This is a genomic window from Collinsella aerofaciens (assembly GCF_964283865.1).
GTDB lineage: Bacteria > Actinomycetota > Coriobacteriia > Coriobacteriales > Coriobacteriaceae > Collinsella.
Genome location: NZ_CAXYLS010000002.1, coordinates 221,637 through 246,176, shown reverse-complemented (window position 1 = coordinate 246,176; position 24,540 = coordinate 221,637). Strand labels below are relative to the sequence as shown.

Sequence of the window (24,540 nt, the reverse complement as noted above, 5' to 3'; positions counted from 1 at the left end):
GAGATACAGATATGTCTGAAGAGCTCTTCGAGCCCAGGAACATCATCGTCACGGGCGGCTGCGGCTTCATCGGCAGCAACTTCGTGCACCACGTCGTGAACAACCACCCCGACGTGCACGTCACCGTCCTGGACAAGCTGACCTACGCCGGCAACCCCGAGAACATCGCGGGCCTTCCCGCCGACCGCGTCGAGCTCGTGGTGGGCGACATCTGCGACTCCGAGCTGCTGGATAGGCTCGTCCCCGGCCACGACGCGATCGTGCACTACGCCGCCGAGAGCCACAACGACAACTCCATCGCCGACCCGGAGCCCTTCCTGCGCACCAACGTCGAGGGCACCTTCCGCCTGCTGGAGGCCGTGAGGAAATACGGCGTCCGCTACCACCACGTCTCCACCGACGAGGTCTACGGCGACCTGGCGCTCGACGACCCGGCGAAGTTCATCGAGGAGACGCCGTACCGCCCGTCCTCGCCGTACAGCTCCACCAAGGCGTCCTCCGACATGCTCGTGCGCGCCTGGACCCGCACCTACGGGCTGCGAACCACCATCTCCAACTGCTCCAACAACTACGGCCCCTACCAGCACGTGGAGAAGTTCATCCCCAGGCAGATCACCAACATCATCGACGGAGTCCGCCCCAAGCTCTACGGCCGCGGCGAGAACGTCCGCGACTGGATCCACACCGAGGACCACTCCTCGGCCGTCTGGGACATCCTCACGAAGGGCCGCATGGGGGAGACCTACCTCATCGGCGCCGACGGGGAGAAGAACAACATCACCGTGCTGCGCATGATCCTTGCGGCCATGGGACGCGACCCCGAGGACTTCGACTGGGTCGCCGACCGCCCCGGCCACGACCGCCGCTACGCCATCGACTCCACCAAGCTGCAGACCGAGCTCGGCTGGAGGCCGGCGCACACCGACTTCGCCGAGGGCCTCAGGGCCACCATCGACTGGTACGTCGCCAACGAGGCCTGGTGGCGCCCGGCCAAGGAGGCCACCGAGGCCCGCTACCGCGCGCAGGGGCAGTAAGGAGAGCAGAGACATGGCAGACATCGCATTCGAGAAGGACCTCTCCGTCACCGAGACCGGCATCGAGGGCCTGAAGGTCGTCGACCTGGCCGTCCACGGCGACTCGCGCGGTTGGTTCAAGGAGAACTGGCAGCGCGCCAAGATGTGCGCGCTGGGCATCCCGGACCTCCGCGTCGTCCAGAACAACGTCTCCTACAACGACAGCCGCGGCGTCACGCGCGGCATCCACGCCGAGCCCTGGGACAAGTTCATCTCCGTGGCGCGCGGCTCGGTCTTCGGCGCCTGGGTGGACCTGCGCGAGGGCAGCGCCACCTACGGCAAGGTCTACACGACCGTGCTCGACCCCTCGAAGGCCATCTACGTGCCGCGCGGCGTGGGCAACTCCTTCCAGGCCCTGGAGGACGGCACCGCCTACACCTACCTGGTGGACGCGCACTGGTCCCTCGAGCTGAAGAAGACCTACACGTTCGTGAACCTCGCCGACCCCGAGCTCGACATCCAGTGGCCGATCCCGCTGAATCTGGCCACCGTATCCGAGGCCGACCTGAACCACCCGTACCTCAAGGACGTCGTCCCCATGGCGCCGAAGCGCACGCTCGTCACCGGCTGCAACGGCCAGCTGGGCCGCGCGGTGCGCGCGCTCGCCGAGGAGCGCGGCCTCGCCAAGGACTTCGACTTCTGCGACATCGACACCTTCGACATGTCAGACCCGGCGGCCTACGCGCAGTACGACTGGTCGCTCTACGGCACCGTGATCAACTGCGGCGCCTACACCGCCGTGGACAGGGCCGAGACCCCCGAGGGCCGCGTGGCCGCCTGGAAGGCCAACGCGACGGGCCCGGCCCTTCTCGCCCGTACCTGCGCCGGGCACGGGATCACGCTCGTCCACGTGTCCTCCGACTACGTCTTCGACGGCACCGCCGAGGTCCATACCGAGGAGGAGCCCCTCAGCCCGCTGTCCGTCTACGGCCAGACCAAGGCCGCCGGCGACATCGCCGTGGCCGGCAGCCCCCGCCACTACATCATGCGCTCCAGCTGGGTCATCGGCGAGGGGCACAACTTCGCCAAGACCATGAGTGGGCTGTCCGACCGCGTAGCCGACCCCGAGGACAAGCTCGAGCAGGTCACGGTCGTGGACGACCAGCTGGGCCGCCTGACGTTCACGCGCGACATGGCCGCCGCCATCTTCCATGTGCTGGACGCGAAGGCCCCCTACGGTACCTATAACTGCACCGGCTCCGGCGCCGTCAAGTCTTGGGCGGACATCGCCCGCGCCGTCTTCGAGGCGACCAACGGCAACGGCGACAGGGTCGTGCCGGTATCGACCGCCAACTACTACGCCGAGGCCTCCGGCCCCATCGCCCCGCGCCCGGTCCACTCCGCGCTCGACCTGTCCAAACTCGAGTCGGTGGGCTTCCACATGCCCGACTGGGAGGAAGAGCTGGGGGAGTACCTCAAGACGCTCTAGCCGCTATTAACTTTTCGAGAGTAAAAGCCGCCGCTTGTTAACGGTGGCTTTTCTTATACCTGGTGTATAGCCCCGCTACAAAAAAAGCGGCAGATATCGCATGGTATACCGTAAGCCCTACAATTACGACCAGGTTCTTAGAAGAGGACCTTGCTTAATTAATTATTTACTACCGAGTTTAGATAAAACGCTAGAACCTGAAGCAAATGACCTAAGACCAGCTATTTGCTTACTGTTTTATAAACGACATAGCCGATAAAATCAAATGGCACCGGAATGGTCTAGGCGTACTCTTTGATTTCTATCCAGGTGGCGTAGAAGTCCACGTTGCCCGAGGGGGCCGTGCCCGACACCTTTCCCCCGTCGACGTAGCGGTAGAAGCTCCACCCCTCCGGCAGCGCCCCGCCGTCCAGCTTCGCCCACCTGCCGTTGCCCGCGGCGTCGATGACGAACCACGCGTCGTCGCAGTCGCGGTGGGCCTTCCAGCCCGCGAACGCCATCGGCCCGCCGGAGAAGCCCAGCGCCGACGACGTCAGCGTGGCGGTCGGCGTGCCCACGACGACCCTCGTCGTCCTGGCGTCGGCGGGCGCCTCGTCCGACCCGTGGTAGCGGATCGTGTAGGATGCGGGCTCCTTCCAGGTGGCGTAGAAGTCGAACCTTGATATCCACTTGTAATCAGATTGCATGGCAACAATGGAATTGGCAGCAAGATCGGCCTTGGCGTCGGTCGTCTTCCATTCGCGCAGGTTCATCGCAAAGGCGACGATGCCGTTCTGGATGCCACTGATGCTGGGCGGGAAGGACTGATTGTCGGCGTCGATAGAGAATCTGCTCTCCTTTACGTCGAGGTGCTGCTGGATGCGATTGGCGTACTTGGCGGCCCATTCGTCGGCCTTGCCGTTGTGGACGAAGTAGTTGTCTTTGAGGCTCGTCGAGCGGGTGGCGTATCCGTCTGCAGTGTAGATTTTGGCGTGTCCCTTGTGCGCGATTGCCATGAGTTCATCGGTGATACAGAAGTACAGGTGGCGCTGGTCAAGGTCGCCATAGAAGTTGTCGGATGTGTCGTCCCAGGTGCAGTCGACCTGGTACCATTTTTCGTCGAGCTTGACGGCATTCCAGGTGTGGCCGTCATAGGTATCGCGGGTCTCTGAATTGGTAATGCCGGCAGCGGTGAGCAGCTTGGAATAGGCGCTTTCATACGCCTGACAGGTACCCAGTCCGCGCGTGAGGGCACTCTCGGCAGATGACCACTTCAGCGAGTTGTCGTACTCAAGTTGATCTAGAAGCCAGTCATGAAGATAAAGGGCCATTTCGTATTCAGAGCCATTTGTGTTTTGCTTGGCCTGCGACACTGCTTTATTGACAATACTCGCAACGCTGGGATACGCATCATCTGCAACCTGGATATACGAGTTGGTGCGCAAGTAGTAAACGCCCGACGCCTTGTCCATGAGGTAAAAGCGGAAGTTGTATGATCCGGTAGCTGTCGTTGTGAACGTAAAGTCGTGGCTAACGCACGCGTCGGTGTATTTTGTCCACTCTCCGCGGCTTGGATCGGCGACCGACTCGTGGGCGTACTCGTTGGGGTTAGAGTACGAGGGCGCATCCATGCGGAAAAGATAACTGCCACTGCCACCTGTTGCGCTTACGTGGAAGGTCGTTGGCTGTCCAAGTACTGGGTCGTTCCATTCAACGGTGAGGGTGACACTACCGCTGGTAGCGCTATCGCTGTGCTGATATCCACTTACTGCGGCCTTTGTGGCTTGTTCCGAATCAGGCGACATATCGGAAGCTAGGGAAACCTGAGGTTCCGCCTGATGTGAAATTGGATTCACGAGATCGGAATCATTTTTGATGGACTCATTGCCGATCTCACTTGTATCGATATCGCCTGTCATACTGCCGCCCGAATTGTCCGCTGCGCCAGTATCAGCCTGCTCTAGAGTGTTTTCTTGCCGCCGTTCTTCTTCCGCTATAACCCTTACAGGTATTGCTGCGCTAAGCATGGAAACGCAAAGAGCTGCGCAGATCGAGCGGTAAAAGACTCGTTTCATAGCGGTGCCTCTCTATAAGGTGGGCGCCAAGGCCCGGAGGCGGCGCCAGGCCAACACTCCGTGTATATGTAAGTGGGATCAATTTTACGGTAACGTCAGTCAGCAACTGCGAACTTTTTGGACAAAGTTGGGGAGGGGATGGTTGGGGTTGCTTAGCACTGATTCGCTATTTGCAATTAAGTGAACAAGCTTAGAATTGCGATAAGAACGTTTCATCTTAATCGGGAGCCCACTATGAAAGAACCTGCTGTTCTCTACCATTATACAAGCCTAGAAACACTGGCTTTGATTCTACGTTATCGGACTATCAGGTTCAGCCGATTAGATATGGTCGATGACCCACAAGAGCAACGTTCAGCCGACTCTCAAAATCTTGGAAAAATGAAACTCGTCAGCTGCTGGACTTCATCCGACGAAGAGAGTATTCCGATGTGGCGTGAGTATGCCGGAGCTGAATGCGGAGTAAGAATCCAGATGAAGAGTTATCCGTTTAAGCAGTACTCTGTTTCAAATGAGAGCCTCAATAAGTTATCAAGTGAAGCGGTTTTGAATGCCCCTGGCGGTTCATTTGATGGCCTTCATCTACCACTCGAGGACTTTTGGGATAAGAATTACCTGTTTTTTGAAACGGCTCGTAATATTGAGATGCTTCACGAGGTCGAATACACAAATGATGAGTCTCTTTTGTTTCCAAAGGTAATTAACGCATTTGAAAACGGCGGACTCGTGGCTGATTTAAATGCACTTGGAGTTCACAAAACAACTGCATGGTCGTATCAGAAAGAATGGCGCTATATCTTGACAGCCGTTCCTATAGGTATCGATTCCGTAATAAACGAACGACTAGATCAGATTGTCAGAGCAAATGATGTCATACTCGATAAATGCGATCCCGGAATCCCACCCTATTACGATCTTGTTATCTCCGATGAAGCTTTTTCATCAATGAAGATCGTTTCTTCGCCAAAAATGACACCTGGCAACCGCGTGATTCTGAACACGTTGATAGAGAAATACGCACCCGGTATTGAGGTTGCAGAGAGCTCGATTGAACTTTCTTGAGTCGACAACCACGCGTAACCCAAAGATATCTCCGCGCTTGTCTATGGCAAGATGCGCCGGCTTTCATTACCGATTGTTAGTAACCGTGGCAATTAGGATAGGACCAAAACTGAAATTAGACTCGAAAGCCGTTCCAGATGAACTTCAAGGAAAAGGTGTAAGTGGACGACTGCTTAACTGGAGACATCATCCACTGCGGCACGTGTCAAGGGAGGAGGAGACAATGGGTCTAACAAATCTACCTGAGTACATCTCAGCGATTGTGGCAATCATCGCGTTGCTCATTTCTTGTTACCAAGCTCGTCTCAGCAATAAACAGTCTCTATTCAATCGACGTTTAAATATATGGATAACCGTCGATAAACTCATGGGTGTTTACGCAAAAAACGCGAAGAACTTGGAGCATGATGACGAACCGCAAATGGCTATCGACCTACTATTTGTTTGGCTGACTAACACCACGTACCTGCAATCAATTTCAGCCTCGATTAATAAGGTGTTAGATGCCGACCTTCAACTCAAATTGGCTTTAAAACTTGATGAAATGAGATCGCTCGCCATGGAGGCAAGATTTTGCTTCAAGGGAAAGAGCGGAGAGGCAATTGCCGAATTCATAGAAGCTTATCAATCCCTTTTGTTTTCAATGTATCAGTATCAGATTCTATTTAATAAGATGCTCCAGAATGCAAGGGAATATCAATGGACGCTTGAACAGGCTTCTGAAAAGTTACATGAGCCCGATCAACGGCAAGATCTCTTTGAAAGAGAAAGCACTCTTGCCGCATCATACAAGACTCTATGCCAGCTAAACAAGAGAGGCGCAATTCAGCGCCAAATACAACTAGCAGGTCCTATATGGCGCTAAGCTAAAGTGGTTACTTAAGACGATCGATGCCACGCCAAACCTCAATACCATTAGCCCAATGAGCAAAAAATCTTAAGCTCTAAAGTAACGCAAGGCCCGCCAGCTTTCATTGCTGCGAGTTTGAGAACGTTACCAATTAGAATAGAACCTAGTGCTGGAATAAGACTCGGAAGCTGACTCAGGTGAACTTTAAGGACGAATACATAAATAGTCAGATGTTCAGCTGGAGACATCATCCACTGCGGTACGTGGCAAGGGAGGATGAGCTCGCCTACAGTCGTCTTTATGACTACATAGAACAATTGGCGGATTCCGTTAGTGGTTTAGTTTCTACGCCATCTTTCAACCAGTTTTTACTTGAATCCTGTCAGCTCTTGGCTAACTCGCTAGATCTAATTCATCAAGGTTACTTCGACGCTGCTTTTTATTCAGTAAGACAAGCTGGAGAGGTCATCCTTATCGGAACGTTGTTTTCGAATCTAGAAGAATCTGAGCGCAAGGCTAAATATGAGAAATGGGTCTCGCTCGACAGGTTCCCCTCATTTAGCGAGCTGTCCAAAATGCTGCGTTCAAAAGATATTGAATATCGAGACCTTCTTGAACAAATGCCCGAAATTGATGAGCTGATCAGCAAGCTCAATAAGAGGGCGAACAAGTATATTCACAAACAAGGCCACGAATCCTTTTATACCAAGCCTTACGAGGTGGTTTCCGAAAGCGCGAGGCGTATTCGAGAAGATTTCACCGTTTATTTCAAGACTACTGTAAAGGTCTGTTCAATTTTTCGACTTGCCGTCGATCCTTTCCCCATATTACTGAACGACCCCGAAGAAATCAATGCTGTTGTCCGAGGTAAAAAGCCCCAGTGCGAATCAATCGTCTACTGTCCCCCTGAAAAGGGTCGGATTGATGCGCAGGGCATGAAACTACTTAGCATGATTCCATTTACTGCACTTTGCAACTTCAGGGGACGAATGGTCAACGACGTTCTTCTGATGATGTTATCCACGTCGTTTAAAGGAAAAGATATCAATTAGGGCACTATTCCCTAAACAGCCCATATAACCAATCAAATAACAACATGAGCTACGATGCGGAACGACTTTCAAATCAATCGGGTATTCTACTGCGATCAATGACCCCAATAGCGCAATTCTCATTGAATACAGTGTTGAACACCTTACAAAATGTCATAAGACAGTTCGTAATTTAACGCTCGGCTTTAATAAAACGCTGATTCTGACAAAATAAACTAGTATTATTTAAATAGTACTAGCAAAGTTGTTCATTCTTAAAGATTGCCTGCACGATGAAATTTTTCTTTTGGAATATAAACAAACATGATCTTTCTGATCTTATTGTTAGTTTTATTATTTCGGAAAATGTAGATGTGGCAATTTTTGCAGAAGCTTCAAAAATGGACTTCGCATCACTTCAAATTAAACTAAGCGGTAAATATAGGCTTTTAGGATTTCCTGAATTTCCTGGTAAAGTGCGCTTTTTAGTAAAATCTGATACCAAGACCTTCGAGTTCATGGACGCGCAACGTTATTCAGTCGGAACTTTTTCTCTTGGGTCGTCATTAATTAATATAGTTGGGGTTCATTTACCTGACAGATCAACTGATCCAAACGGCAGCGGTCGAGAATTAGCGGCTCAAGAAATTATGGAAGAACTAAACGAAAGAGCCTCGCGCTTTACTCACACTTCCAATGTGATAATTGGCGATTTCAATGCATCGCCATTTGACCGCGAAATGATTAAAGCGACCAGCTTTAATGCAACGCTATATTCAGAAGTCGCATGCCGCCTTAAAACGAAAACGTACTCGTTTCACCAATTCCCCTTTATGTATAACCCTACTATTGAGTTTATTTCCGAGGCGAATGAAAACTGTGGATCATTTTATCGGTCAAACGGTGCAGAAACGTACTATTGGCATTGCTATGATCAGGCCATCGTAAGCCCTGATTTGTCCAAGAAAATACTCCGTTACCACTATCTTCGCTCAATTGGTGACACATCTCTTATTGCCAACAACTTACCCAATAAAGCCGTTAGCGATCATTTGCCTTTATTTATCGCGATTGGAGAATAGATCATGGATACAGAGAATTTATGGGAAGATATATTTGCTAGCGACGATATTAATACCACTGACTCGTTCATATCAATTGTCGATTCATATGCACAAGATTTGGAAGCCGCCTCAAGTAACAAGGTGCATGCAAGATTTACTCAAATTAAAATCACCGAGTCTTCACCGCTGCTAATCTCGCAAGAATATGCCCAGACTGTAAAATCAGTTTTTCAAAATTCAAAAACTGAGAAGGATCAGCTCTCACAAATAGACGCTAATTCCCTATACGATACTCATAGATATGCTTTTGACATCTACGGTGACGAATACAAATTCCGTGTGTTTACGGCAGACGTTGGCCCCGTTTATCCGGTACGCGTCAAACCTGATAAAGATATATGTCACGAAGTCGAAGATGACCTTGAGCGTTTTCTTGATTTGTATACCGATACGCTAAATTACTGGATAAATGATGACGGGGCGGTTCATTCCTTTTTCAAGGTAATTATTAAAAGTCGTAAAATGCAATTCATGGTTAAACGGCTTTCGGAAAACTGAGCCGGCAATTAAAGCACTACATTCACTGCCTATGCCTTATTGGCGGCAATATAAATGGCCTCGTGAGGCGCTTCTACAAAGAAATATAGCTTGCAAGCTCGTTGATCTGGAAGCTTAGAAAGTTCGTTTAACCATGTTTAGGGCATCAGAAGACGCGCAAAGGCAGAGTGCCACCTATTCGTGGTCCACCGTTTATACTCAATGCAAACCCCTCCCCTCACCGACTGGCAAAACGATTTACACCTAATTGTTGGCACAGTACAGAGGCATTTTCTTTATTTTCTGCTTGATCTCGCTAAACTAACAATTGCTGCTACCAGGGCATTTTCTGGTGCACATTCTATTGGCTCCTGCGAAGATCGGAGCGGGTATGTTTGCTGCCGAGTCCTACACCAGCCGTAACTACATTGCGATTGTTGCCATGGCCTGCCTATGCGTTTTGCTGGGCGGGCCTTCTTATGCCGCGGGCGCGGAGAGCCTCATCATCGCGGGCGCGACGTACTACGAACCGGGCGTGTCGGGCCCCGGTTGGGCCTGGACCGATGCCGACCATCTGGAGCTCAACGGCTACGCGGGCGAGGCCATCGGCGCCGAAGGCGACCTGGTGCTGACGCTTGCCGGGCAAAACTCCGTGACGGAGTCGCATGCGCCCGATGCGGACATCACGCTGTGCGGCATGGAGGTGTGGGGCAACCTGACGCTTCGCGGCACCGGGACCCTGACGGCGACGGGCTCGCAGTGCGGGATCCACGTCTCGCAGGCGCTCGCGGTGGACGGATGCACCGTCGATGCCCGGGCAGACGGGGCCGATATTACGGACGAGGCAGTTGCCGGCGTGATCGCAGGCGACATGGCCGTGCGCGGCGGCGGACGCGTCGTTGCCGCGGGCGCCGGGTACGGAGCGGGCGTGCGCGCCTACGGCGTGTATCTGCAGGACGCGGGCCTTGGCGATGGGCCGACTGGCCGTCGGCTTTCCGTCGATGCCTCGTGGCTTGATGCGGCCGGTGCCGACGGCGGCGTTGCTTGCCTGGGCGGGTCGCTTGTGTCTGCGCGGTTTGTAGCACCTGTTGGTGGGGCTTTTGGTGCGGGTAGCGTGGTGGATGCCTCCGGTGCGGTGGCACCGCATGTGGTGGTTGAGCCCGATGTCGCCACGCCTCCGGCGGGGGAGACCGGTGGGGGCGAGGTACCGGGTGGCGCGGGCGAGCCGGCTGGTGGCGCCGGTCCTGCCGGTGGGCAGCCCGGTGCCGGGTCCGCGACGGATCCCGCCCTGAAGCCCGCGACTGCGACGCCCAAGACGATCACGACAACCAAAACGACAGTAAACAGGACCACGGTGTCCACGCCATCCAAGGCCAAGGCTGCCGGCGCCGCCACCGCCACGCTCCCCAAGACCGCCGACAGCAACTGGATCGCCGCCTCATTAGCGCTATTCCTGCTAGGAGCAGCGCTTATAGCTGCCGCGCACCGCTGCTCGGTATCGCATGCATCGTCATGGCGGTTGTTCCCGCTTTGAGCTACGCAGGCAACCGATTAAAAGCGAGTTTTATGTTTCCCAAAGTAGGGGCGCACCGGCTAACGCCGGCGCGCCCCTACTACTGAGCGGACAGTTTTAATTACTAAGGATACGGCAGCAATCCGTACATTCCGCAGCAGTCGGGAACCATTCTATTCCGCCTCTACGATTTCGTCTGCATTGCCTTCGGTTTCGTTGTTCGGCTCATTTATCTCAGTGTTCTTGGCCACCGTCTCTGTGTCACCGTCTTCTGCAGGGAGGTAATACATTAAGCCAAATAGCTCATTTATCGCTCTGCGAGTATTTGCAGCTGAGACACCGATGCGCTTCAGCTGCATTGCATAGACAAGATAGCGTAGAAGCAGCAAATCAAGAATGGCAGCACCTTTGAAATCCTTGTCAATGTTTCCATGGGCAAAGTCATTTCTTTGCTCAGCCAGCCTGCTTCCAATGAATTCGTAGGAAAATTCCTCATCATTCCTTTTGTATAGACCTTCCCCAAATACCCCAATCATTTCATGAAAATCTCGACCAGCCTGTACTATCTTCGATTCCAGATTGCTAAAGCCGATGCTCTTCTTTGCATATTTCAATATCTTTTTAGCTTTTCCGGAGCTTTGGTTAATGCATTCATCCATCTGAGCTGATGCTCGTTGCTCAGCAGCCACTCGAGCTTCTGATTTGACAACTCCGCTTGGATACGCTTGGTCAAATTCCCATTCAAATGCTGCGGAAGTCAGCACGAAGTCCGATGCATCGAGCGTATGTCCCTTTTCGTATGTTTCAGGAATATGCCTTAGGTAGATTTCTCCGTCTGCAATTGCTCCAAACATTTTAATCTCATACGGGTCCAGCAAAGACAGCTGAATATATCGACCTTTTTCAAGAGGCTTGGTATCAAATGGCTCTGAGGATCTCGCTAGCTTGAATTCAGCTGTGCTGGGGTAATGCGAGTCGTCGTACATAGCCTGCAGGCTGCAATCCTCAATTAGTGTGTTTTTGCTGAATGTCAGATATTTGAGGAAGTCTTCTGCTGCATGCCACAGGCGATAGAAAAACCAGTAATCGTCCGTTTCATCAAACTCGAAAATCATGCTGGAATTAAGGGTGATGGGTGGAGTACTAATTTTCATACTGCATGTCCACCCAACTGAGAAATACGCCGCGATATCTCTGCCCTCAAAGCGAAATGCTCTCTTCACGGTCGAAGTTCTGTCGAATCCATTTGTCCTGATAGAGATGATTCCCTTTTCTGTAAGGTCGTCAGAATCAAATACCTGCGAGAATGCCCTATTAACCGGATGAATGTAATTCAAGGCCCTGCCGGATAGAGTCATCCTGCAAAAACCATTGGTATTCGGGCTACATTCCAGATACCCAGCAACGTTGATATACAGAGTCGAATTTCGACTTCCGACAGTCGATTCCTCCCTGGTCAAAAAGATCAATCGCTTGCTTGTCTCGTTGCAGAAGCCGTCAAGATAAGGCACATCAACAGTCAAAGGGTCGCCGGATGTATACACACCGGGGCAAATTTCTTTTTTTAGCCAACCCCACATAATGTCATTCTTGCGTTCTTTGGGCGGGATGAGAACAAGCTCAGAGCCATCGAACACAAAGACAAAATCAACATCTTTGAATTATAGAGTTCCCGAATACGTGTTGTCTGTCATCTTATTTACCCCTCATAATGACCTTTCCAGTCCTTGTTCGCAACCTTGTCGCCGATCCTCTCGAGATCGACGCAGGCGAAATGCCAGTCTCCTAACAGCTTGTCCAAGCTGGGCTTAACGGGTTCCACATCACCTGCGTGAACCCGAAGTCGGAGTGGGGGAAGCTGATAGTGAGGTACTTTCCCGAGCTCGCGCCGCTGCAGGCGATTCGGAACAACTATCCGAAGACCCCGCTCACGCTCGACCGCGTTGACGTGGGAGGTCGCGGCGGCATCAGGCAAGAGAACATCATCGACTGGATGCTGTCCGGGGCATGGCCAACAACGTCTCTTATGCCGAGTTCACAATTTAGACAGGAGAACCTGTACCCGCGAGATTAATTGCGTCTCATCCATTTCCTCGGGGGCAATCATCGAACTTAAGGTGGCGCATCGGAGCCATGGAATTAAAGAACTTATCACCGAAATAGTCGAGCAGAAACTCTGGAAAAGCCGATAGCACAAACACCGAACCGTCCTCGATCCGCATCCTTTTCTCCTCGCGGAAGATCGCATCGACCGTAACCAGCTCTCGATACGTCTCAAATGAAACCTCATCGAGACCGAGCAGGCACTTGCATCTCAATACGAAGGCAGCGATTGCATCTTTCCATTGGGGAAGCTCCATGTGCTTCCCCACGTTAACGTTTCCCTCTCCCGACTTATTTTTATATTGAGCGATTTCCGAGTTGTCAACAAAACAGCCTGAATGCGCCTGGCACTGCCCTGCGCGATAATCGTACAGTGCCTCGACCATCGGGTAGCTTATATAGAGCTTTCCGCTCTCGTGCTCGTTATCGAATGCGAGGAGCATCGTCTCCACAAGGGCATCGGACTCGCATCCAGGCGCATTGTTCTGATGAGAGTCGTAGTCAAAGAAGAGAAAGACCTCATCAACAGAATCCCTCTCCACGCCCTCTAGACATTTTGCAGCAGAAGGCACCGTTTCTCTCAGTACCTCCACAACATCCAGATCGAAGTCCTCCTCTGCAAGCCGCTCGTAAAGCATGTAGATGTTCTGCGCCGCTGGCAGACAGATCACCCTCAGGTCATCTCTCCCTTTCAGAAAAAGATCCTTCATCTTCTCCGCAAAGCGCAGGTCACGCGACTCTCCTTCAACGATGAAGAGCGTGACCGGGCTAGCCATCGAAAGCACCGGCCTTAAACATCTTCTGGAGGTTATGCGCCAATCTGAGCTCCTTGGGTGTTAGCTTTTCCAGCGAGCGAATCTCCCCCTCCTTGAGAATGAAATAGACATCGGGACGCATGAGGTCGTTCGTCAAAAGGTCCGTGTTGTGCGTCGTAATGAAAACCTGGACACCCTCAAGGTCCCGTAGCATCTCCACGATCGACCGGGACAATTCAAAGTGATAAAAGGCATCGAATTCATCGATAAAGACCAAGGAAGCCTTGCTCATCTTGATATACCAGTAGTAGTACAGAGCAAGTGACATGGTGCCTGTCGAGGCGACCGACGCAAACGGAACGGTACCGCCCTCGAACCTGCAATAAAGCTCGGGAACTCCATTCACGTCCACGGATACGAGGTTCAGGGAGATTCCCTGCTGGCGCAAGAATTCTTGGAAGTCCTCCATCTTTCCTTCGCGAATAATGCCCTGGGTAAAGATATCCGAGCCAACCGAAAGCCCCTGATATCCACGCTCATCGAGCGAGTAGAACATGAGCATGTTGTCGACAAAGGAGGTGAAGGCTCTAAACGCCCTGGCAGACGGCTCATCTCGCAGTATTGCATTGCTCTTGACATATTTGACACGCGACAGCCTGTCGGACTCAGTGGGGAGATCGGTAGAAAGCGAGAGGGACTCGGCGCCCGGCAGGTCAACATGGCCCGTTTGAGCGTCGAACCTGTAGCTCAAGACCTCCACGCCAGCAATGTACAGACTCTCGTATACAAGCGTCTGTGGGTCGGTTTTCCCGTAGCGGTATACGACCTCGATATTGTCGAAGACATAATCGTATTGAAACTCTGTAATTGAACTCTTTGAATTAAGGCACCGGTATGGCGAGTATTTTTTGAGCAGCTTTTCCTTGTCGGTCAGATGCAGAACAATGTCGAATATCGCGAGGGCGAAATTGGACTTTCCACTGCCATTCGCACCATATATGATGCCCTTTGCCTTAATGCCATCCTGAATTACCTGTTGATTGAATGAATAGTTGGCGGGATCGGATAGATCAAATGTAATTCGCTTATTGAAGCACTTGAAATTTGAAACCGAAAACTTCTTGAGCATGGCACGGCTCCTCTGCTTTCTGAGTCTATTTGAAACACAGGATAAAGTAGCTTAGCAAATTGGTCAATTTGCCCGTATTTTTAATACGGATATTCCGAAGAAAAACTACGGAAGTACGCGATATACGCCGGGCCTGTCCAACCGATCATAGTCTTCGCAGGGCAAGACTTCTTCGCGCGCGAGGGAGAATGTGATCTCGATCGTTAGGCGCACGCTGATAAAACTAGGCGGTACCGTCTCAGCGACCCCGCCTTACAAATCCGAAGGTTTTTCATCTAAATCTATTATGAACCATCTTTTATGGACTATCGGAACCATTTATCAAACAACATCATCAGAAACGTGAAGGGCGAATTCGGAAGCTGATTCTCCCTTTCACCGGCTGGCAAAACGATTTACACCTAATTGTGGACATTGCCCACGCGATTTCTCTTTGCTCCCGCATCGATCTCGCTAAACTAATAGGTGCTGCTACCAGGGCATTTTTCTGGTGCATATTCTATTGGCTCCTGCGAAGATCGGAGCGGCTATGTTTGCCGCCGAGTCCCACACCGGCCGTCATCACATCGCGATCGCTGCCATGGCCTGCCTATGCGTTTTGCTGGACGGGCCTTCTTGTGCCGCGGGCGCGGAGAGCCTGTTTATCGCGGGCGCGACGTACTGCGAGCCGGGCGTGTCGGGCCCCGGCTGGGCCTGGACCGATGCCGGCCATCTGGAGCTTGACGGCTACGCGGGCGACGCCACCGCCGCCGACGGCGACCTAGTCGTGACGCTCGCCGGGCAAAACTCGGTGACGGAGTCGAATGCGCCCGATGCGGACATCACGCAGTGCGGCATGGAGGTGTGGGGCAGCCTGACGCTTCGCGGCACCGGGTCCCTGGCGGCATCGGGCTCGCAGTGCGCGATCCACGTCTCGCGGGCGCTCGTGGTGGACGGCTGCGCCGTCGATGCCCGGGCGGACGGGGCCGACGTCACGGACGAGGCCGTGGCCGGCGTGATCGCCGGCGACATGGCCGTGCGCGGCCGCGGGCGCGTCGTCGCCGCGGGAGCCGGGTCCGGAGCGGGCGTGCGCGCCTACGGCGTGTATCTGCAGGATCTGGGCATTGTGCTGGCGCGGCTGGCTGCCGGCTTTCCGTCGCTGCCTCGTGGCTCGATGCGGCCGGTGCCGACGGCGGCGTTGCGTGCACGGGCGGGTCGCTTGTTTCCGCGCGGTTTATGGCGCCTGCTGATGGGGCATTTGGAGCTGGTGGCGTGGTGGATGCCACCGGTGCGGTGGCACCGCATGTGGTGATTGAGCCCGATGTAGCCACGTCTCCGGCGGGGGAGACGGACAGGGGCGAGGTACCGGGCGGTGGGGCGGAAAAGTCTCCCGCCGATTCAAGCCCCGCTGCTGGAGAGCCCACCACGGGGCCCACGGCAAATCCCTCGCTGAAACCCGCGGCCGCGACAACCAAGACCACGGTCGCCAAGACGGTCAAGCCCAAGCCTGCCACCGCAACAACTGTGGCACTCCCCAAGACCGGCGACAACAACTGGATAGCCGCTTCTTTGGCGCTTTCGCTGCTTGGGACAGTGCTCATGGCTGCCGCATGTCGGTGCTGAAGCACCCATTTCGATAGACTATGTAGAAGGCCATATTCTTAACGACGCATTAGTAGATTAATTTATTACAACAATTGCTCAGGATTTATCTAACATGTACCACGAATCGGATCATACAGTTGACGCTGCCAAGAAAGAATTAAACGCCGGCCTTCTTGAGCTGCTTGACCGTTGCAGCTATCTATACAACGAGGCATTTTATGCCAACACGAAACTAGCAATCCTTCGCGAACTGTCTAAAGCATCTTCCGACTATGAGAATGAGGTAATTTGCGCTGGCTGCTTCTTCAGCTTTACACAACTTGCATTAACCGAATCCTGTTTCATGAATTGCGCACGGTTATTTGATGCCAAAAGCGACGTCAGTATTGGGAACTTGATAGAAGACGTCAAGTCTCATTCTGCTGAAATCGACGCACTTGCAATCTCCTTATTTAATGATCGACCAAACTTTGACAGGCTTAATCCAATCGTTCATCCATTGGCAAAGGACGAGGAGCGTTTCTACCCCAAAGAAGTTGAGTCACAACGCTCAGAGGAAAAGCTGTTCGGAAATCATTACAGAATGGTTACTGTGTGTATAACCACTCATGACCTTTCCAATTTATGGAAAAAACGACTCAACAGTCTCCGTAAACTAACTGACATGCTTCGCGATCAGCGAAATAAGGTTTTCGCCCATAGCGACATGGAAGCACTGAAATATGATGAGCTTGTTAGGCGACTTCCTTTAACTTACGGCGAAATTCAAAAACTAATCGACTTCGCACTCGATCTGACAATCGAATTATTTGCAAAAATTACTGGCATTGAAAAAGATCGATTGCCCAAGAACTACAACGATATACAAGGCCTCCTAAAATATGCGGAGGTTGGCATGGAGGCTGTTGAGCAGCATTTGGGTAATCTATAGGATTCAAGCGCCTGCAAGTAGTTAAGCATGCGAGCGCTTGAATCTGAAGACGATCCTTGACATAAAGTCCGACTTTCGCACAATGACGGTTTTCCATGCCAAAAAGACACTGAAGTGTGAGGTGGTTCAAATCTCAGTAATACAAATAATCAGCAGTTCAGGTCTTATGGGAATAATTCAATTCGCATCACGTTGCATCTAAGCGGCTGTTTATACTTGGATATAAACACTAAGGAGGTAGCAATGCTTTGGAGCTATGTTCAGCTAGATGACGGCACTCAGTTTGCCTACTCAGAAACACGAGACGACGGGACCGTTCGCGTAGCCGTCGAGCGCCCGGTTGATTTTGGTTTTGACCATGCAGAATGCTTTCTACCTGCAGTCAAATGGTTTAATGTCGAAGGATTTTCTACTGCCGAACTGGATTTTTTGACCGAGTTCGTTAGATCAAACGCTCCGTTTATCTTCGAGCTTGCAGAACGGCAAAAAGCCGGACCGGCGGTGGCATAATGCCTCGAATTCTTGTTTTTGGACAGTATGTTCTGTTCTTTTGGATTGCAGAAAATGGCGAGCCCGTTCACATCCATGTAGGAGTAAAGAGGGCAGCTGCAAATTCGACTAAGTTTTGGCTCACTAAAAATGGCGGATGCACACTTGCGAACAACGAGAGCAAGATTCCGGCTAAAGATCTCAGGGATCTTTCAAAACTAATCACCATGAACCATCGATACATTTGTGACAAGTGGCGCGAAACCTTTGGTGATGATTCCCCGACATTCTATTGCTAAACCGCAATTGAGCCATGATTACGCTTGTCAACTCATGATTGCCGATGTTGACGGGCGGGACCTTCCTGTTACGCCGTTAGTGCTCCAATCGTACTTTCCGATAGCTCGGAACCCAAAGACAACCAGCACTACGCCTGGATCCAGGACCTTGTTTCCGGAAACCGCACGCGAGCAGAACTCGCCGACGAGCTGCGCCGCAATTGCGTTGTGTGTCTCGACGGTGCGTCGCACGTATAAAATCTAAGCATCCAAACTCTAACTATGAAATGGAATGGACGCCACATGGAACTCCCTAGCACCCTGTGCAGCAATGTGTACGACTTCGCGTTTTGCCCCGAGCCCTGCTACGAACGCCTGGCCGACCTCGCCGACCCCGAGGACTGGGGTCCCGGCAACCGCATCCTCAGAAACTACTTGTCGTTTTCATTTAGCCGGGCGGTGTTCCTGACCGAGCGCGACGTGGACCAGACCGCCCCGTCCAACTTGCCGCTGGTGTTCGACGACGACCGCTGCCTATTCAACACCGGCCTGTACACGCGCCGCTACGAGACCATCTACGGTCTGTTTGAGCCCAACACCAAGCCCGATGCGCGCCAGCGCTGGTTTTTGAAGGGTTTCTTTAAGGAAAGCGATCCCATGATGGTCTCGTTTGAATACCTGCCGTGCCGCGTGCGCTTTGCCGAGGACCCCTCCGAGCTGGTCTTTGACTACCGCCTGCCCATCCGTTCCAACATCGACCACATTCTGGGCGACGAGGAGAACCTCACGCGTATTCCCGCCAGCCTGATGGGGGAGGGCAACTCGCTGCTGCTGCGCCGCGCCTTTGAGGGAGCCGTCGTCGAGGCCGCCCGCCGCGCCGCCGCCAATTACACGCTCGCCGTGCCGCAGTTCTACGGCGGTCGGATCCAACTGCTGCTGCCGCTGTGCCTAACCGGCGACAAGCCCGAACTGGCGCTGACCATCCAGCGCGAGGACGGCTTCTACGCCGCGCGCACCTGCCTCACGCTCGACATGGCATACAACAATGCGCGACTAATCTGTCGCCCCGAGACCTCGTGGATAAAGCGGTAAATGGTGGTTAAGCTGCTGTTTTACCTATTGCTTTGGTTGCTTTGGCTTAGCTAGCATCCACGAATTTAAAATCGGGGGCAAAAAGTTCTTGGTAAACCAGGCGCGGCTATGATAGTATCTCTTTTGCCGAAAGGCGACGGGCGATTGGCTCAGGGGTAGAGCATATCCTTCACACGGATGGGGTCACAAGTTCGAATCTTGTATCGCCCACCATCAAAAGCGCAGGTCAGAGGTGTTAAGCCTCTGGCCTTTTTCTATTTGATACCAAGGGTGACACCAAAAGTGACACCAAATTTTCGATTTTTATTAGCATGGGGTCCTATTTTTTATTGATCGCAAACCCTTCATAGTTCCTACATATTGAATATTATTTTCGTTCGTTGACCAACTATAGAGTGACGTCGTCGAACATTTTGAAAATAGTTCACGCGATCTTTCAATGAATTCTTTGCATGATTCATACGCAATTGTGGAGAAAAAGACCACTGGCTCACAGCTCGTACCAGCACATTCACGCCTTGTGACAACCTTTCAACACATCCCATCCATTTTTTGGTCAGCGTTTGGTCAGCTTCCGGTACTTACCCGCATGATGCCCCAGTAGATAATCGTCCACGACCACAACCGCATGGCCTACGGCCGATACCAAGGGAGGCGCAAATGGACGAAATCGTCTGCGCAAACACCGCATTCCGCTATTGGCGCTGCCCACCGCAGGTGCGCGACCTCTACCCGCGCCTACCCAACTCCGAAGAAGGCTGGCGAGCTCTATCCCAAGCCCCATTCGTAACCGACGTCCTCAAGACCCCGATTATCGCTGTTGCTTCGCCAGGTTATTGCAATCACCACTCGGGATTGCGCTCCACTATTCGCTGGGAAGGGACATCGGATGTCAGCACAACAATCGACACTAATTTAGGCTTTAGTGTTACCAATCCGCTTAACACATTATTTACTATGACACGCTTTGTGTCCCAAATAGATCTCGTACTGGCTATGTACGAACTTTGCGGTTGGTTTTCCGTTTTCGAGCTTGCTCCCGCTGCCGAAATGCAGTTAAAAATGGCGGTAGAGGAGAATCGCAATTCCAGCACGCAGGATCTGTTCGAACTTGGAGAAGGCGAAGACGAGGTTCCTTGGAAACGAGTTTACGCCCGCGCAACCGTAAAGGCCACAGATAAAGAAGGCCAAACGAACAAGCGTGAGGATGGAAGAGAGGTTACGAAACTCAAAGGCACTTCTCTTTGGATGAGAAAGCCGCTCATCGAGCTAAGCGATCTACATCGATTCGCCGACAAGGTCAAAAGTCAAATGTGGGGAAAGCAGTTTTATGATGCCGCTCAGCAGGTTATCGGCATTGCTGCGTCTCCGCTCGAGGTCGCGGGGGTACTGCTTCTAAGTCGTTCTCGACGTCTAGGTGGTTCAGGATTCAGATACGTGTACCTCAACGATTTAACCCCTCTATCCGTGGCAGCCCAAAGCATCGCAGGCCAAAAGGTCTGCTACGGCGACATCGTGATCGTAAACCCAATCCTAATGAAGGCAGTTATTATCGAGATCCAAGGTGAGGTCATTCATGGCTCAGGTGCAATACTTGACCACGATGCGGAGCGCATGACTGCGTTGCAGAGCATGGGATTCGATGTATTCCTGGTGACTCACGATATGCTCAACGATTCAAAGCTGCTAGACACCATAGTCAGAAGTGTCTGCGACCGTTTAGGGATTCGCTATAAAGCCAAAACTGAGGCAATGAAGTGCGCCGAGACGAGACTGCGAGCAAATGTTTTGTGCAACTGGTTGGAAATCGGAAATTAGTCGGCGACAAGGCGCTAGAACTACCTAGTTTGCCTGTTAGTGAAATAATGTCATTTCAAAACTATGCCGGATTACGGGGCTGGACCCGGACTGGCCGTCCATACCCTGCATTTCACGGAATACGCAAGCCGTCTACCTGCGGTTTTGATTTTACCGATTACGGCATGCTCGGGGGTTCCCGGCCTGGCCCCGTAAACCGGCATAGTTTTGAAATCGCCGGGTCGGCGGGAGCGCGATTGGCCCCGGTAATGGGCCTGGCGCCGGCAAGACGGCCGTTGGGCGGATGGCGGCCCGCGCCGCGACTGCGAAATTTTCCAAAAATGTCCTTGCATCGCCGTCCGAGTTCCCGTATAGTACTTTTTCGCACGGGGGCGTAGCTCAGCTGGGAGAGCGCTTGACTGGCAGTCAAGAGGTCAGGGGTTCGATCCCCCTCGTCTCCACCCGAGCATTGAATGAGGCTCCAACGCAAGTTGGGGCCTTTTTTCTTATCTAACGATTGAAGCCATGTGTTGGTTGGGTAGCATCTTGGCGACATTCCCATTGTTAATTACGAATATGAATGTTAATAACTTTACGTCTCTGGATGGCAAAGCTAGTTTGCAGCGCTAACAACAAAGAGGCCGGGCGTAATGCCCGGCCTAAAATACTCTGGTGGGCCCTCCGGGATTCGAACCCAGAACCCAGGGATTATGAGTCCCCTGCGCTAACCGTTGCGCCAAGAGCCCTTATGAACGGTGAATGCAATTCTAATAAAGGCATCTAAGGCCTAATTTCTTCGCTTCACGTCGTGAAATACTACCATGCACGAGCAAGTCGCACAACGCAAGATCAAGTCCAATGCTAAACAACAACCAATCTAGGCGCGTCGCAGAAAAGACGTGTTTTAGAAAAAGTTAAGGCCATTAATTCAGGGCTCAAACACATTTAACCGCGAAATCAAGCTGATGCCATTTCAAAACACCGCCAGTTTACTACGACTGATCGGCGACTCCCGAGCACCGCGTGTTCCCCGTTTGCAAAACCGCAGGTAGGGAGCCCGACGGTTGCGTGAAAAGGCGTGCGTGGTCGAACATTCCTGATTCATCGTAGTAAACCGGCATAGTTCTGAGGCGCAGAGGAGGGGCGGTTCGCAATCGGGTCCGATAATGGGACTGGCGGAGCACGGGAAACCCGGTTGAGCGGGCGGGTCGTGTTTCGCCCGTGCCGGCACGGGCGAAAGTTTTTCTAAAATTGCCCTTGCATCGCCGTCGGAGTTCCCGTATAGTACTTCTTCGCACGGGGGCGTAGCTCAGCTGGGAGAGCGCTTGACTGGCAGTCAAGAGGTCAGGGGTTCGATCCCCCTCGTCTCCACCCGAGCATTGAATGAGGCTCCAACGCAAGTTGGGGCCTTTTTTCATATAGGCACACAAGGTCAAAGGCGGCACCATGATCCTCCTGGTCGACAAGATCGAAAAAAGCTTCGGCGCACGCGTCCTCTTTAGCGGCGCGTCCTTCCAGATCAACCCCGGCGAGCGCTTCGCGCTCGTGGGCCCCAACGGCGCCGGCAAAACCACCATGCTCAAAATCATCATGGGCATCGACAGTCCCGACTCCGGCCAGGTCCAGTACGCAAAGGACTGCCAGGTGGGCTACCTAGAGCAGGAAACTAATCTGGAGCACAAGGACACCACCATCCTTGCCGAGGTCATGGCCGCCGCCAAGGAAATCCGCCGCATGGGCGAGCGCGCTAACGAGCTGCAGGCCCAGATCACCGAGCTCTCCGAGCAGGGCAAGGACGTCGACGCACTCCTTAACGAGTACGGCCAGGTCCAGGACCGCTTTGAGCACCTGGGCGGCTACGAGCTCGAGAGCAACGCCCGCAAAATCCTGTCCGGCCTAGGCTTTAAGGTCACCGACTTTGAGCGCCCGTGCTCCGAGTTCTCGGGCGGCTGGCAGATGCGCATCGCGCTCGCCAAGCTCTTCCTGCGCCATCCCGACCTGCTGCTTCTGGACGAGCCCACCAACCACCTGGACCTCGAAAGCGTCCAGTGGCTGCGTGGCTTTATCGCCAACTACGACGGCGCCGTCCTCATCGTCAGCCACGACCGCGCCTTTATGGACGCCTGCGTCGACCACGTCGCCGCGCTCGAAAACCGTCGCGTGACCACTTACACCGGCAACTACAGCAGCTACCTCAAGCAGCGCGAGGACAACCTTGAGCAGATGCGCGCCAAGCGCGCCGCCCAGGAGCGCGACATCGCCCACATGCAGGTCTTCGTCGACAAGTTCCGCTACAAGCCCACCAAGGCCGCCCAGGCCCAGGAGCGCATCCGCAAGATCGAGCAGATCAAAAAGGAGCTTGTCATCCTACCCGAGGGCCACAAGCACATCGACTTTAAGTTCCCCGACCCGCCGCGCTCCGGCGACATGGTCGTGGGCCTGGAGGGCGTCTCCAAGTCCTACGGCAACAAGCACATCTACAGCGACATCGACCTCAAGCTCTACCGCGGCGAGCACGTGGCGCTCGTCGGCCCCAACGGCGCCGGCAAGTCCACGCTCATGAAGATCATCGCCGGACTGGAGCCGCCCACCACCGGCACCCGCGACCTGGGCACCAACGTGGGCGTGGCCTATTACGCCCAGCACGCGCTCGAGGGCATGACCGAGTCCAACACCGTCCTGCAAGAGATCGACACCGTCACGCCCAAGTGGACCGTGCCGCAGCAGCGCAGCCTACTGGGCGCCTTCCTGTTTAGCGACAACGATTCCATCGAAAAGCAGGTGCGCGTCCTTTCCGGCGGTGAAAAGGCGCGCTTGGCCCTGGCTAAGATGCTCGTGGCCCCCGAGGCACTTCTGTGCCTGGACGAGCCCACCAACCACCTAGACATCGACTCGGTGGACATGCTCGAGAACGCCCTGCAAAACTTCCCCGGCACCATCGTGCTGATCAGCCACGACGAGCACCTGGTGCGCGCCGTGGCCAACCGCGTCATCGACATCCGCGACGGACAAGTCACGGTCTACGACGGCGACTACGACTACTACCTCTACAAGCGCGAGGACCTCGCAGCCCGCGCCGCCGCCGAGGCGTCCACGGAGAGCGCGCCGGCCACGACCAAGTCCGCCAAGGCCAGCGCCGCCCAGGCCGACACCCCCGTCGCCGCCCCCAAGCCTGCCGAGGGCAAAAAGACCAAGGAGCAAAAGCGCGCCGAGGCCCAAGCCCGCGCTGCGCTCAACAAAAAGCTCAAGGGCGTGCGTAACCAGCTCAAGAAGATCGAGACGGAGCTCGACAAAAAGCGCGCCCGCTATGACGAGCTTATGGAATTGATGGCGAGCGAAGAGCTTTATGCCGATCAAGACAAGTTCAACGCCGCGCTGGGGGAATATAACGGCCTTAAGCAAGAGCTACCCAAGCTCGAGGACGAATGGCTGGAGCTTTCCACCCAGATCGAAGAGGAGACCGCGCGTGAACTCTCGTAAGGCCGCTGCCGTGGCGATGAGCATCATCGCCATCGCCTGCCGCATCTGCGGCATCTTTATGAGCGCGATGACCGTGCTGCTGTGCTTTAGCGGCCTCACCGCCAAGTTGCAGATTGTGGGCTTCGTCGTCGAGCTTTCGCGCGCACTGCCGAGCGCCATCGCCGGCTACGGCGTCATCACATCGCCCTTTGGCGGCGTGTTCCGCTTGGATTACGCCATCGTGGCCGTCATCCTGTTTGTGGCCGACTACCTGCTCACGCGCGCCTCGCGTCGCGTCCGCTAGGGGAGC

General features: G+C 53.7%; 22 protein-coding genes and 4 tRNA genes. 21 read left to right on the top strand and 5 right to left on the bottom strand.

The window, feature by feature from the left end; translation table 11 throughout:
* The first annotated feature begins 11 nt into the window (after positions 1–11).
* Together rfbB and ACRX4W_RS02570 are read left to right on the top strand one after the other, a co-directional pair.
* The gene (gene rfbB / locus ACRX4W_RS02575; RefSeq protein WP_432299037.1) at positions 12–1,034 is read left to right on the top strand and encodes a dTDP-glucose 4,6-dehydratase; all 1,023 of its coding nucleotides are present in this window, start codon (positions 12–14) and stop codon (positions 1,032–1,034) included.
* 13 nt (positions 1,035–1,047) lie between these two features.
* Positions 1,048–2,502: a sugar nucleotide-binding protein gene (locus tag ACRX4W_RS02570; protein WP_432299036.1), complete on the top strand. Its 1,455-nt coding sequence runs from the start codon at positions 1,048–1,050 to the stop codon at positions 2,500–2,502.
* Between the two features lie 281 nt (positions 2,503–2,783).
* Here the strand turns inward: ACRX4W_RS02570 and ACRX4W_RS02565 are convergent, their stop codons facing one another.
* A complete protein-coding gene (locus ACRX4W_RS02565; protein WP_432299035.1) occupies positions 2,784–4,556 on the bottom strand; it encodes a transglutaminase domain-containing protein in 1,773 nt (590 codons plus the stop codon).
* 234 nt (positions 4,557–4,790) lie between these two features.
* Between ACRX4W_RS02565 and ACRX4W_RS02560 the strand changes: the two genes are divergently transcribed.
* The 6 genes from ACRX4W_RS02560 (at position 4,791) to ACRX4W_RS02535 (ending at position 10,634) form a co-directional block, all read left to right on the top strand.
* Positions 4,791–5,618: a DUF2971 domain-containing protein gene (locus tag ACRX4W_RS02560; protein ID WP_432299034.1), complete on the top strand. Its 828-nt coding sequence runs from the start codon at positions 4,791–4,793 to the stop codon at positions 5,616–5,618.
* A gap of 223 nt (positions 5,619–5,841) precedes the next feature.
* Positions 5,842–6,483 carry a hypothetical protein gene (locus ACRX4W_RS02555; protein WP_432299033.1) on the top strand — a complete coding sequence of 214 codons (642 nt, stop codon included), beginning with the start codon at positions 5,842–5,844 and terminating at the stop codon, positions 6,481–6,483.
* Between the two features lie 182 nt (positions 6,484–6,665).
* Positions 6,666–7,520, top strand: coding sequence for a hypothetical protein (locus ACRX4W_RS02550; RefSeq protein WP_432299032.1), 855 nt, complete (start codon positions 6,666–6,668; stop codon positions 7,518–7,520).
* A 272-nt stretch (positions 7,521–7,792) separates the two neighbouring features.
* Positions 7,793–8,581: a hypothetical protein gene (locus tag ACRX4W_RS02545; RefSeq protein WP_432299031.1), complete on the top strand. Its 789-nt coding sequence runs from the start codon at positions 7,793–7,795 to the stop codon at positions 8,579–8,581.
* Between the two features lie 3 nt (positions 8,582–8,584).
* Positions 8,585–9,121, top strand: coding sequence for a hypothetical protein (locus tag ACRX4W_RS02540; RefSeq protein ID WP_432299030.1), 537 nt, complete (start codon positions 8,585–8,587; stop codon positions 9,119–9,121).
* 370 nt (positions 9,122–9,491) lie between these two features.
* Entirely contained in the window at positions 9,492–10,634 is a 1,143-nt protein-coding gene (locus tag ACRX4W_RS02535) for a hypothetical protein (protein ID WP_432299029.1), read from the top strand.
* Between the two features lie 152 nt (positions 10,635–10,786).
* On the opposite strand, the gene ACRX4W_RS02530 is transcribed toward ACRX4W_RS02535, so the two are convergent.
* Positions 10,787–12,250, bottom strand: a complete 1,464-nt coding sequence (locus ACRX4W_RS02530) for a hypothetical protein (RefSeq protein WP_432299028.1) — start codon at positions 12,248–12,250, stop codon at positions 10,787–10,789.
* A gap of 227 nt (positions 12,251–12,477) precedes the next feature.
* Here ACRX4W_RS02530 and ACRX4W_RS02525 point away from each other — a divergent pair, with 227 nt between their 5' ends.
* Positions 12,478–12,687: a hypothetical protein gene (locus ACRX4W_RS02525; protein ID WP_147357156.1), complete on the top strand. Its 210-nt coding sequence runs from the start codon at positions 12,478–12,480 to the stop codon at positions 12,685–12,687.
* 7 nt (positions 12,688–12,694) lie between these two features.
* On the opposite strand, the gene ACRX4W_RS02520 is transcribed toward ACRX4W_RS02525, so the two are convergent.
* Together ACRX4W_RS02520 and ACRX4W_RS02515 are read right to left on the bottom strand one after the other, a co-directional pair.
* Positions 12,695–13,492 carry a hypothetical protein gene (locus ACRX4W_RS02520; protein WP_432299027.1) on the bottom strand — a complete coding sequence of 266 codons (798 nt, stop codon included), beginning with the start codon at positions 13,490–13,492 and terminating at the stop codon, positions 12,695–12,697.
* Entirely contained in the window at positions 13,485–14,600 is a 1,116-nt protein-coding gene (locus ACRX4W_RS02515; protein WP_432299026.1) for an AAA family ATPase, read from the bottom strand. Before ACRX4W_RS02515 ends, ACRX4W_RS02520 begins: the two co-directional genes overlap by 8 nt.
* Before the next feature lie 529 nt (positions 14,601–15,129).
* Between ACRX4W_RS02515 and ACRX4W_RS02510 the strand changes: the two genes are divergently transcribed.
* The 9 genes from ACRX4W_RS02510 (at position 15,130) to ACRX4W_RS02470 (ending at position 21,232) form a co-directional block, all read left to right on the top strand.
* Entirely contained in the window at positions 15,130–15,891 is a 762-nt protein-coding gene (locus ACRX4W_RS02510) for a hypothetical protein (protein WP_432299025.1), read from the top strand.
* Entirely contained in the window at positions 15,852–16,202 is a 351-nt protein-coding gene (locus tag ACRX4W_RS02505) for a hypothetical protein (protein WP_432299024.1), read from the top strand. Before ACRX4W_RS02510 ends, ACRX4W_RS02505 begins: the two co-directional genes overlap by 40 nt.
* 94 nt (positions 16,203–16,296) lie before the next feature.
* A complete protein-coding gene (locus ACRX4W_RS02500) occupies positions 16,297–17,115 on the top strand; it encodes an AbiU2 domain-containing protein (RefSeq protein ID WP_432299023.1) in 819 nt (272 codons plus the stop codon).
* A gap of 243 nt (positions 17,116–17,358) precedes the next feature.
* Entirely contained in the window at positions 17,359–17,625 is a 267-nt protein-coding gene (locus tag ACRX4W_RS02495; RefSeq protein WP_432299022.1) for a hypothetical protein, read from the top strand.
* Positions 17,625–17,903: a DUF4160 domain-containing protein gene (locus tag ACRX4W_RS02490; protein WP_373199885.1), complete on the top strand. Its 279-nt coding sequence runs from the start codon at positions 17,625–17,627 to the stop codon at positions 17,901–17,903. Before ACRX4W_RS02495 ends, ACRX4W_RS02490 begins: the two co-directional genes overlap by 1 nt.
* A gap of 282 nt (positions 17,904–18,185) precedes the next feature.
* Entirely contained in the window at positions 18,186–18,974 is a 789-nt protein-coding gene (locus ACRX4W_RS02485) for a DUF3825 domain-containing protein (RefSeq protein ID WP_432299021.1), read from the top strand.
* A 138-nt stretch (positions 18,975–19,112) separates the two neighbouring features.
* Positions 19,113–19,187 (top strand) — tRNA-Val (locus tag ACRX4W_RS02480).
* Positions 19,188–19,634: 447 nt separating this feature from the next.
* The gene (locus ACRX4W_RS02475; protein ID WP_124786170.1) at positions 19,635–20,792 is read left to right on the top strand and encodes a hypothetical protein; all 1,158 of its coding nucleotides are present in this window, start codon (positions 19,635–19,637) and stop codon (positions 20,790–20,792) included.
* 367 nt (positions 20,793–21,159) lie between these two features.
* Positions 21,160–21,232: transfer RNA gene (locus ACRX4W_RS02470), tRNA-Ala, on the top strand.
* Between the two features lie 209 nt (positions 21,233–21,441).
* On the opposite strand, the gene ACRX4W_RS02465 is transcribed toward ACRX4W_RS02470, so the two are convergent.
* Positions 21,442–21,517 (bottom strand) — tRNA-Ile (locus tag ACRX4W_RS02465).
* A 552-nt stretch (positions 21,518–22,069) separates the two neighbouring features.
* Between ACRX4W_RS02465 and ACRX4W_RS02460 the strand changes: the two genes are divergently transcribed.
* The 3 genes from ACRX4W_RS02460 to ACRX4W_RS02450 all read left to right on the top strand — a co-directional run bounded on the left by ACRX4W_RS02460 (position 22,070) and on the right by ACRX4W_RS02450 (position 24,534).
* A tRNA-Ala gene (locus tag ACRX4W_RS02460) sits at positions 22,070–22,142 on the top strand.
* 75 nt (positions 22,143–22,217) lie between these two features.
* Positions 22,218–24,251 (top strand): ABC-F family ATP-binding cassette domain-containing protein, encoded by a 2,034-nt coding sequence (locus ACRX4W_RS02455; RefSeq protein WP_432299020.1) that lies wholly within the window; start codon positions 22,218–22,220, stop codon positions 24,249–24,251.
* Positions 24,238–24,534 (top strand): hypothetical protein, encoded by a 297-nt coding sequence (locus ACRX4W_RS02450; protein ID WP_164473297.1) that lies wholly within the window; start codon positions 24,238–24,240, stop codon positions 24,532–24,534. Before ACRX4W_RS02455 ends, ACRX4W_RS02450 begins: the two co-directional genes overlap by 14 nt.
* The last annotated feature ends 6 nt before the right edge of the window (positions 24,535–24,540 follow it).

Coding starts and splice junctions, on each gene's coding strand:
- ACRX4W_RS02455 (WP_432299020.1), top strand. CDS start 22,218: ATGATCCTCCTGGTCGACAAGATCGAAAAAAGCTTCGGCGCACGCGTC.
- ACRX4W_RS02475 (WP_124786170.1), top strand. CDS start 19,635: ATGGACGAAATCGTCTGCGCAAACACCGCATTCCGCTATTGGCGCTGC.
- ACRX4W_RS02515 (WP_432299026.1), bottom strand. CDS start 14,600: ATGCTCAAGAAGTTTTCGGTTTCAAATTTCAAGTGCTTCAATAAGCGA.
- ACRX4W_RS02495 (WP_432299022.1), top strand. CDS start 17,359: ATGCTTTGGAGCTATGTTCAGCTAGATGACGGCACTCAGTTTGCCTAC.
- ACRX4W_RS02545 (WP_432299031.1), top strand. CDS start 7,793: ATGAAATTTTTCTTTTGGAATATAAACAAACATGATCTTTCTGATCTT.
- ACRX4W_RS02485 (WP_432299021.1), top strand. CDS start 18,186: ATGGAACTCCCTAGCACCCTGTGCAGCAATGTGTACGACTTCGCGTTT.
- ACRX4W_RS02565 (WP_432299035.1), bottom strand. CDS start 4,556: ATGAAACGAGTCTTTTACCGCTCGATCTGCGCAGCTCTTTGCGTTTCC.
- ACRX4W_RS02535 (WP_432299029.1), top strand. CDS start 9,492: ATGTTTGCTGCCGAGTCCTACACCAGCCGTAACTACATTGCGATTGTT.
- ACRX4W_RS02540 (WP_432299030.1), top strand. CDS start 8,585: ATGGATACAGAGAATTTATGGGAAGATATATTTGCTAGCGACGATATT.
- ACRX4W_RS02490 (WP_373199885.1), top strand. CDS start 17,625: ATGCCTCGAATTCTTGTTTTTGGACAGTATGTTCTGTTCTTTTGGATT.
- ACRX4W_RS02500 (WP_432299023.1), top strand. CDS start 16,297: ATGTACCACGAATCGGATCATACAGTTGACGCTGCCAAGAAAGAATTA.
- ACRX4W_RS02560 (WP_432299034.1), top strand. CDS start 4,791: ATGAAAGAACCTGCTGTTCTCTACCATTATACAAGCCTAGAAACACTG.
- ACRX4W_RS02570 (WP_432299036.1), top strand. CDS start 1,048: ATGGCAGACATCGCATTCGAGAAGGACCTCTCCGTCACCGAGACCGGC.
- ACRX4W_RS02510 (WP_432299025.1), top strand. CDS start 15,130: ATGTTTGCCGCCGAGTCCCACACCGGCCGTCATCACATCGCGATCGCT.
- ACRX4W_RS02555 (WP_432299033.1), top strand. CDS start 5,842: ATGGGTCTAACAAATCTACCTGAGTACATCTCAGCGATTGTGGCAATC.
- ACRX4W_RS02520 (WP_432299027.1), bottom strand. CDS start 13,492: ATGGCTAGCCCGGTCACGCTCTTCATCGTTGAAGGAGAGTCGCGTGAC.
- rfbB (WP_432299037.1), top strand. CDS start 12: ATGTCTGAAGAGCTCTTCGAGCCCAGGAACATCATCGTCACGGGCGGC.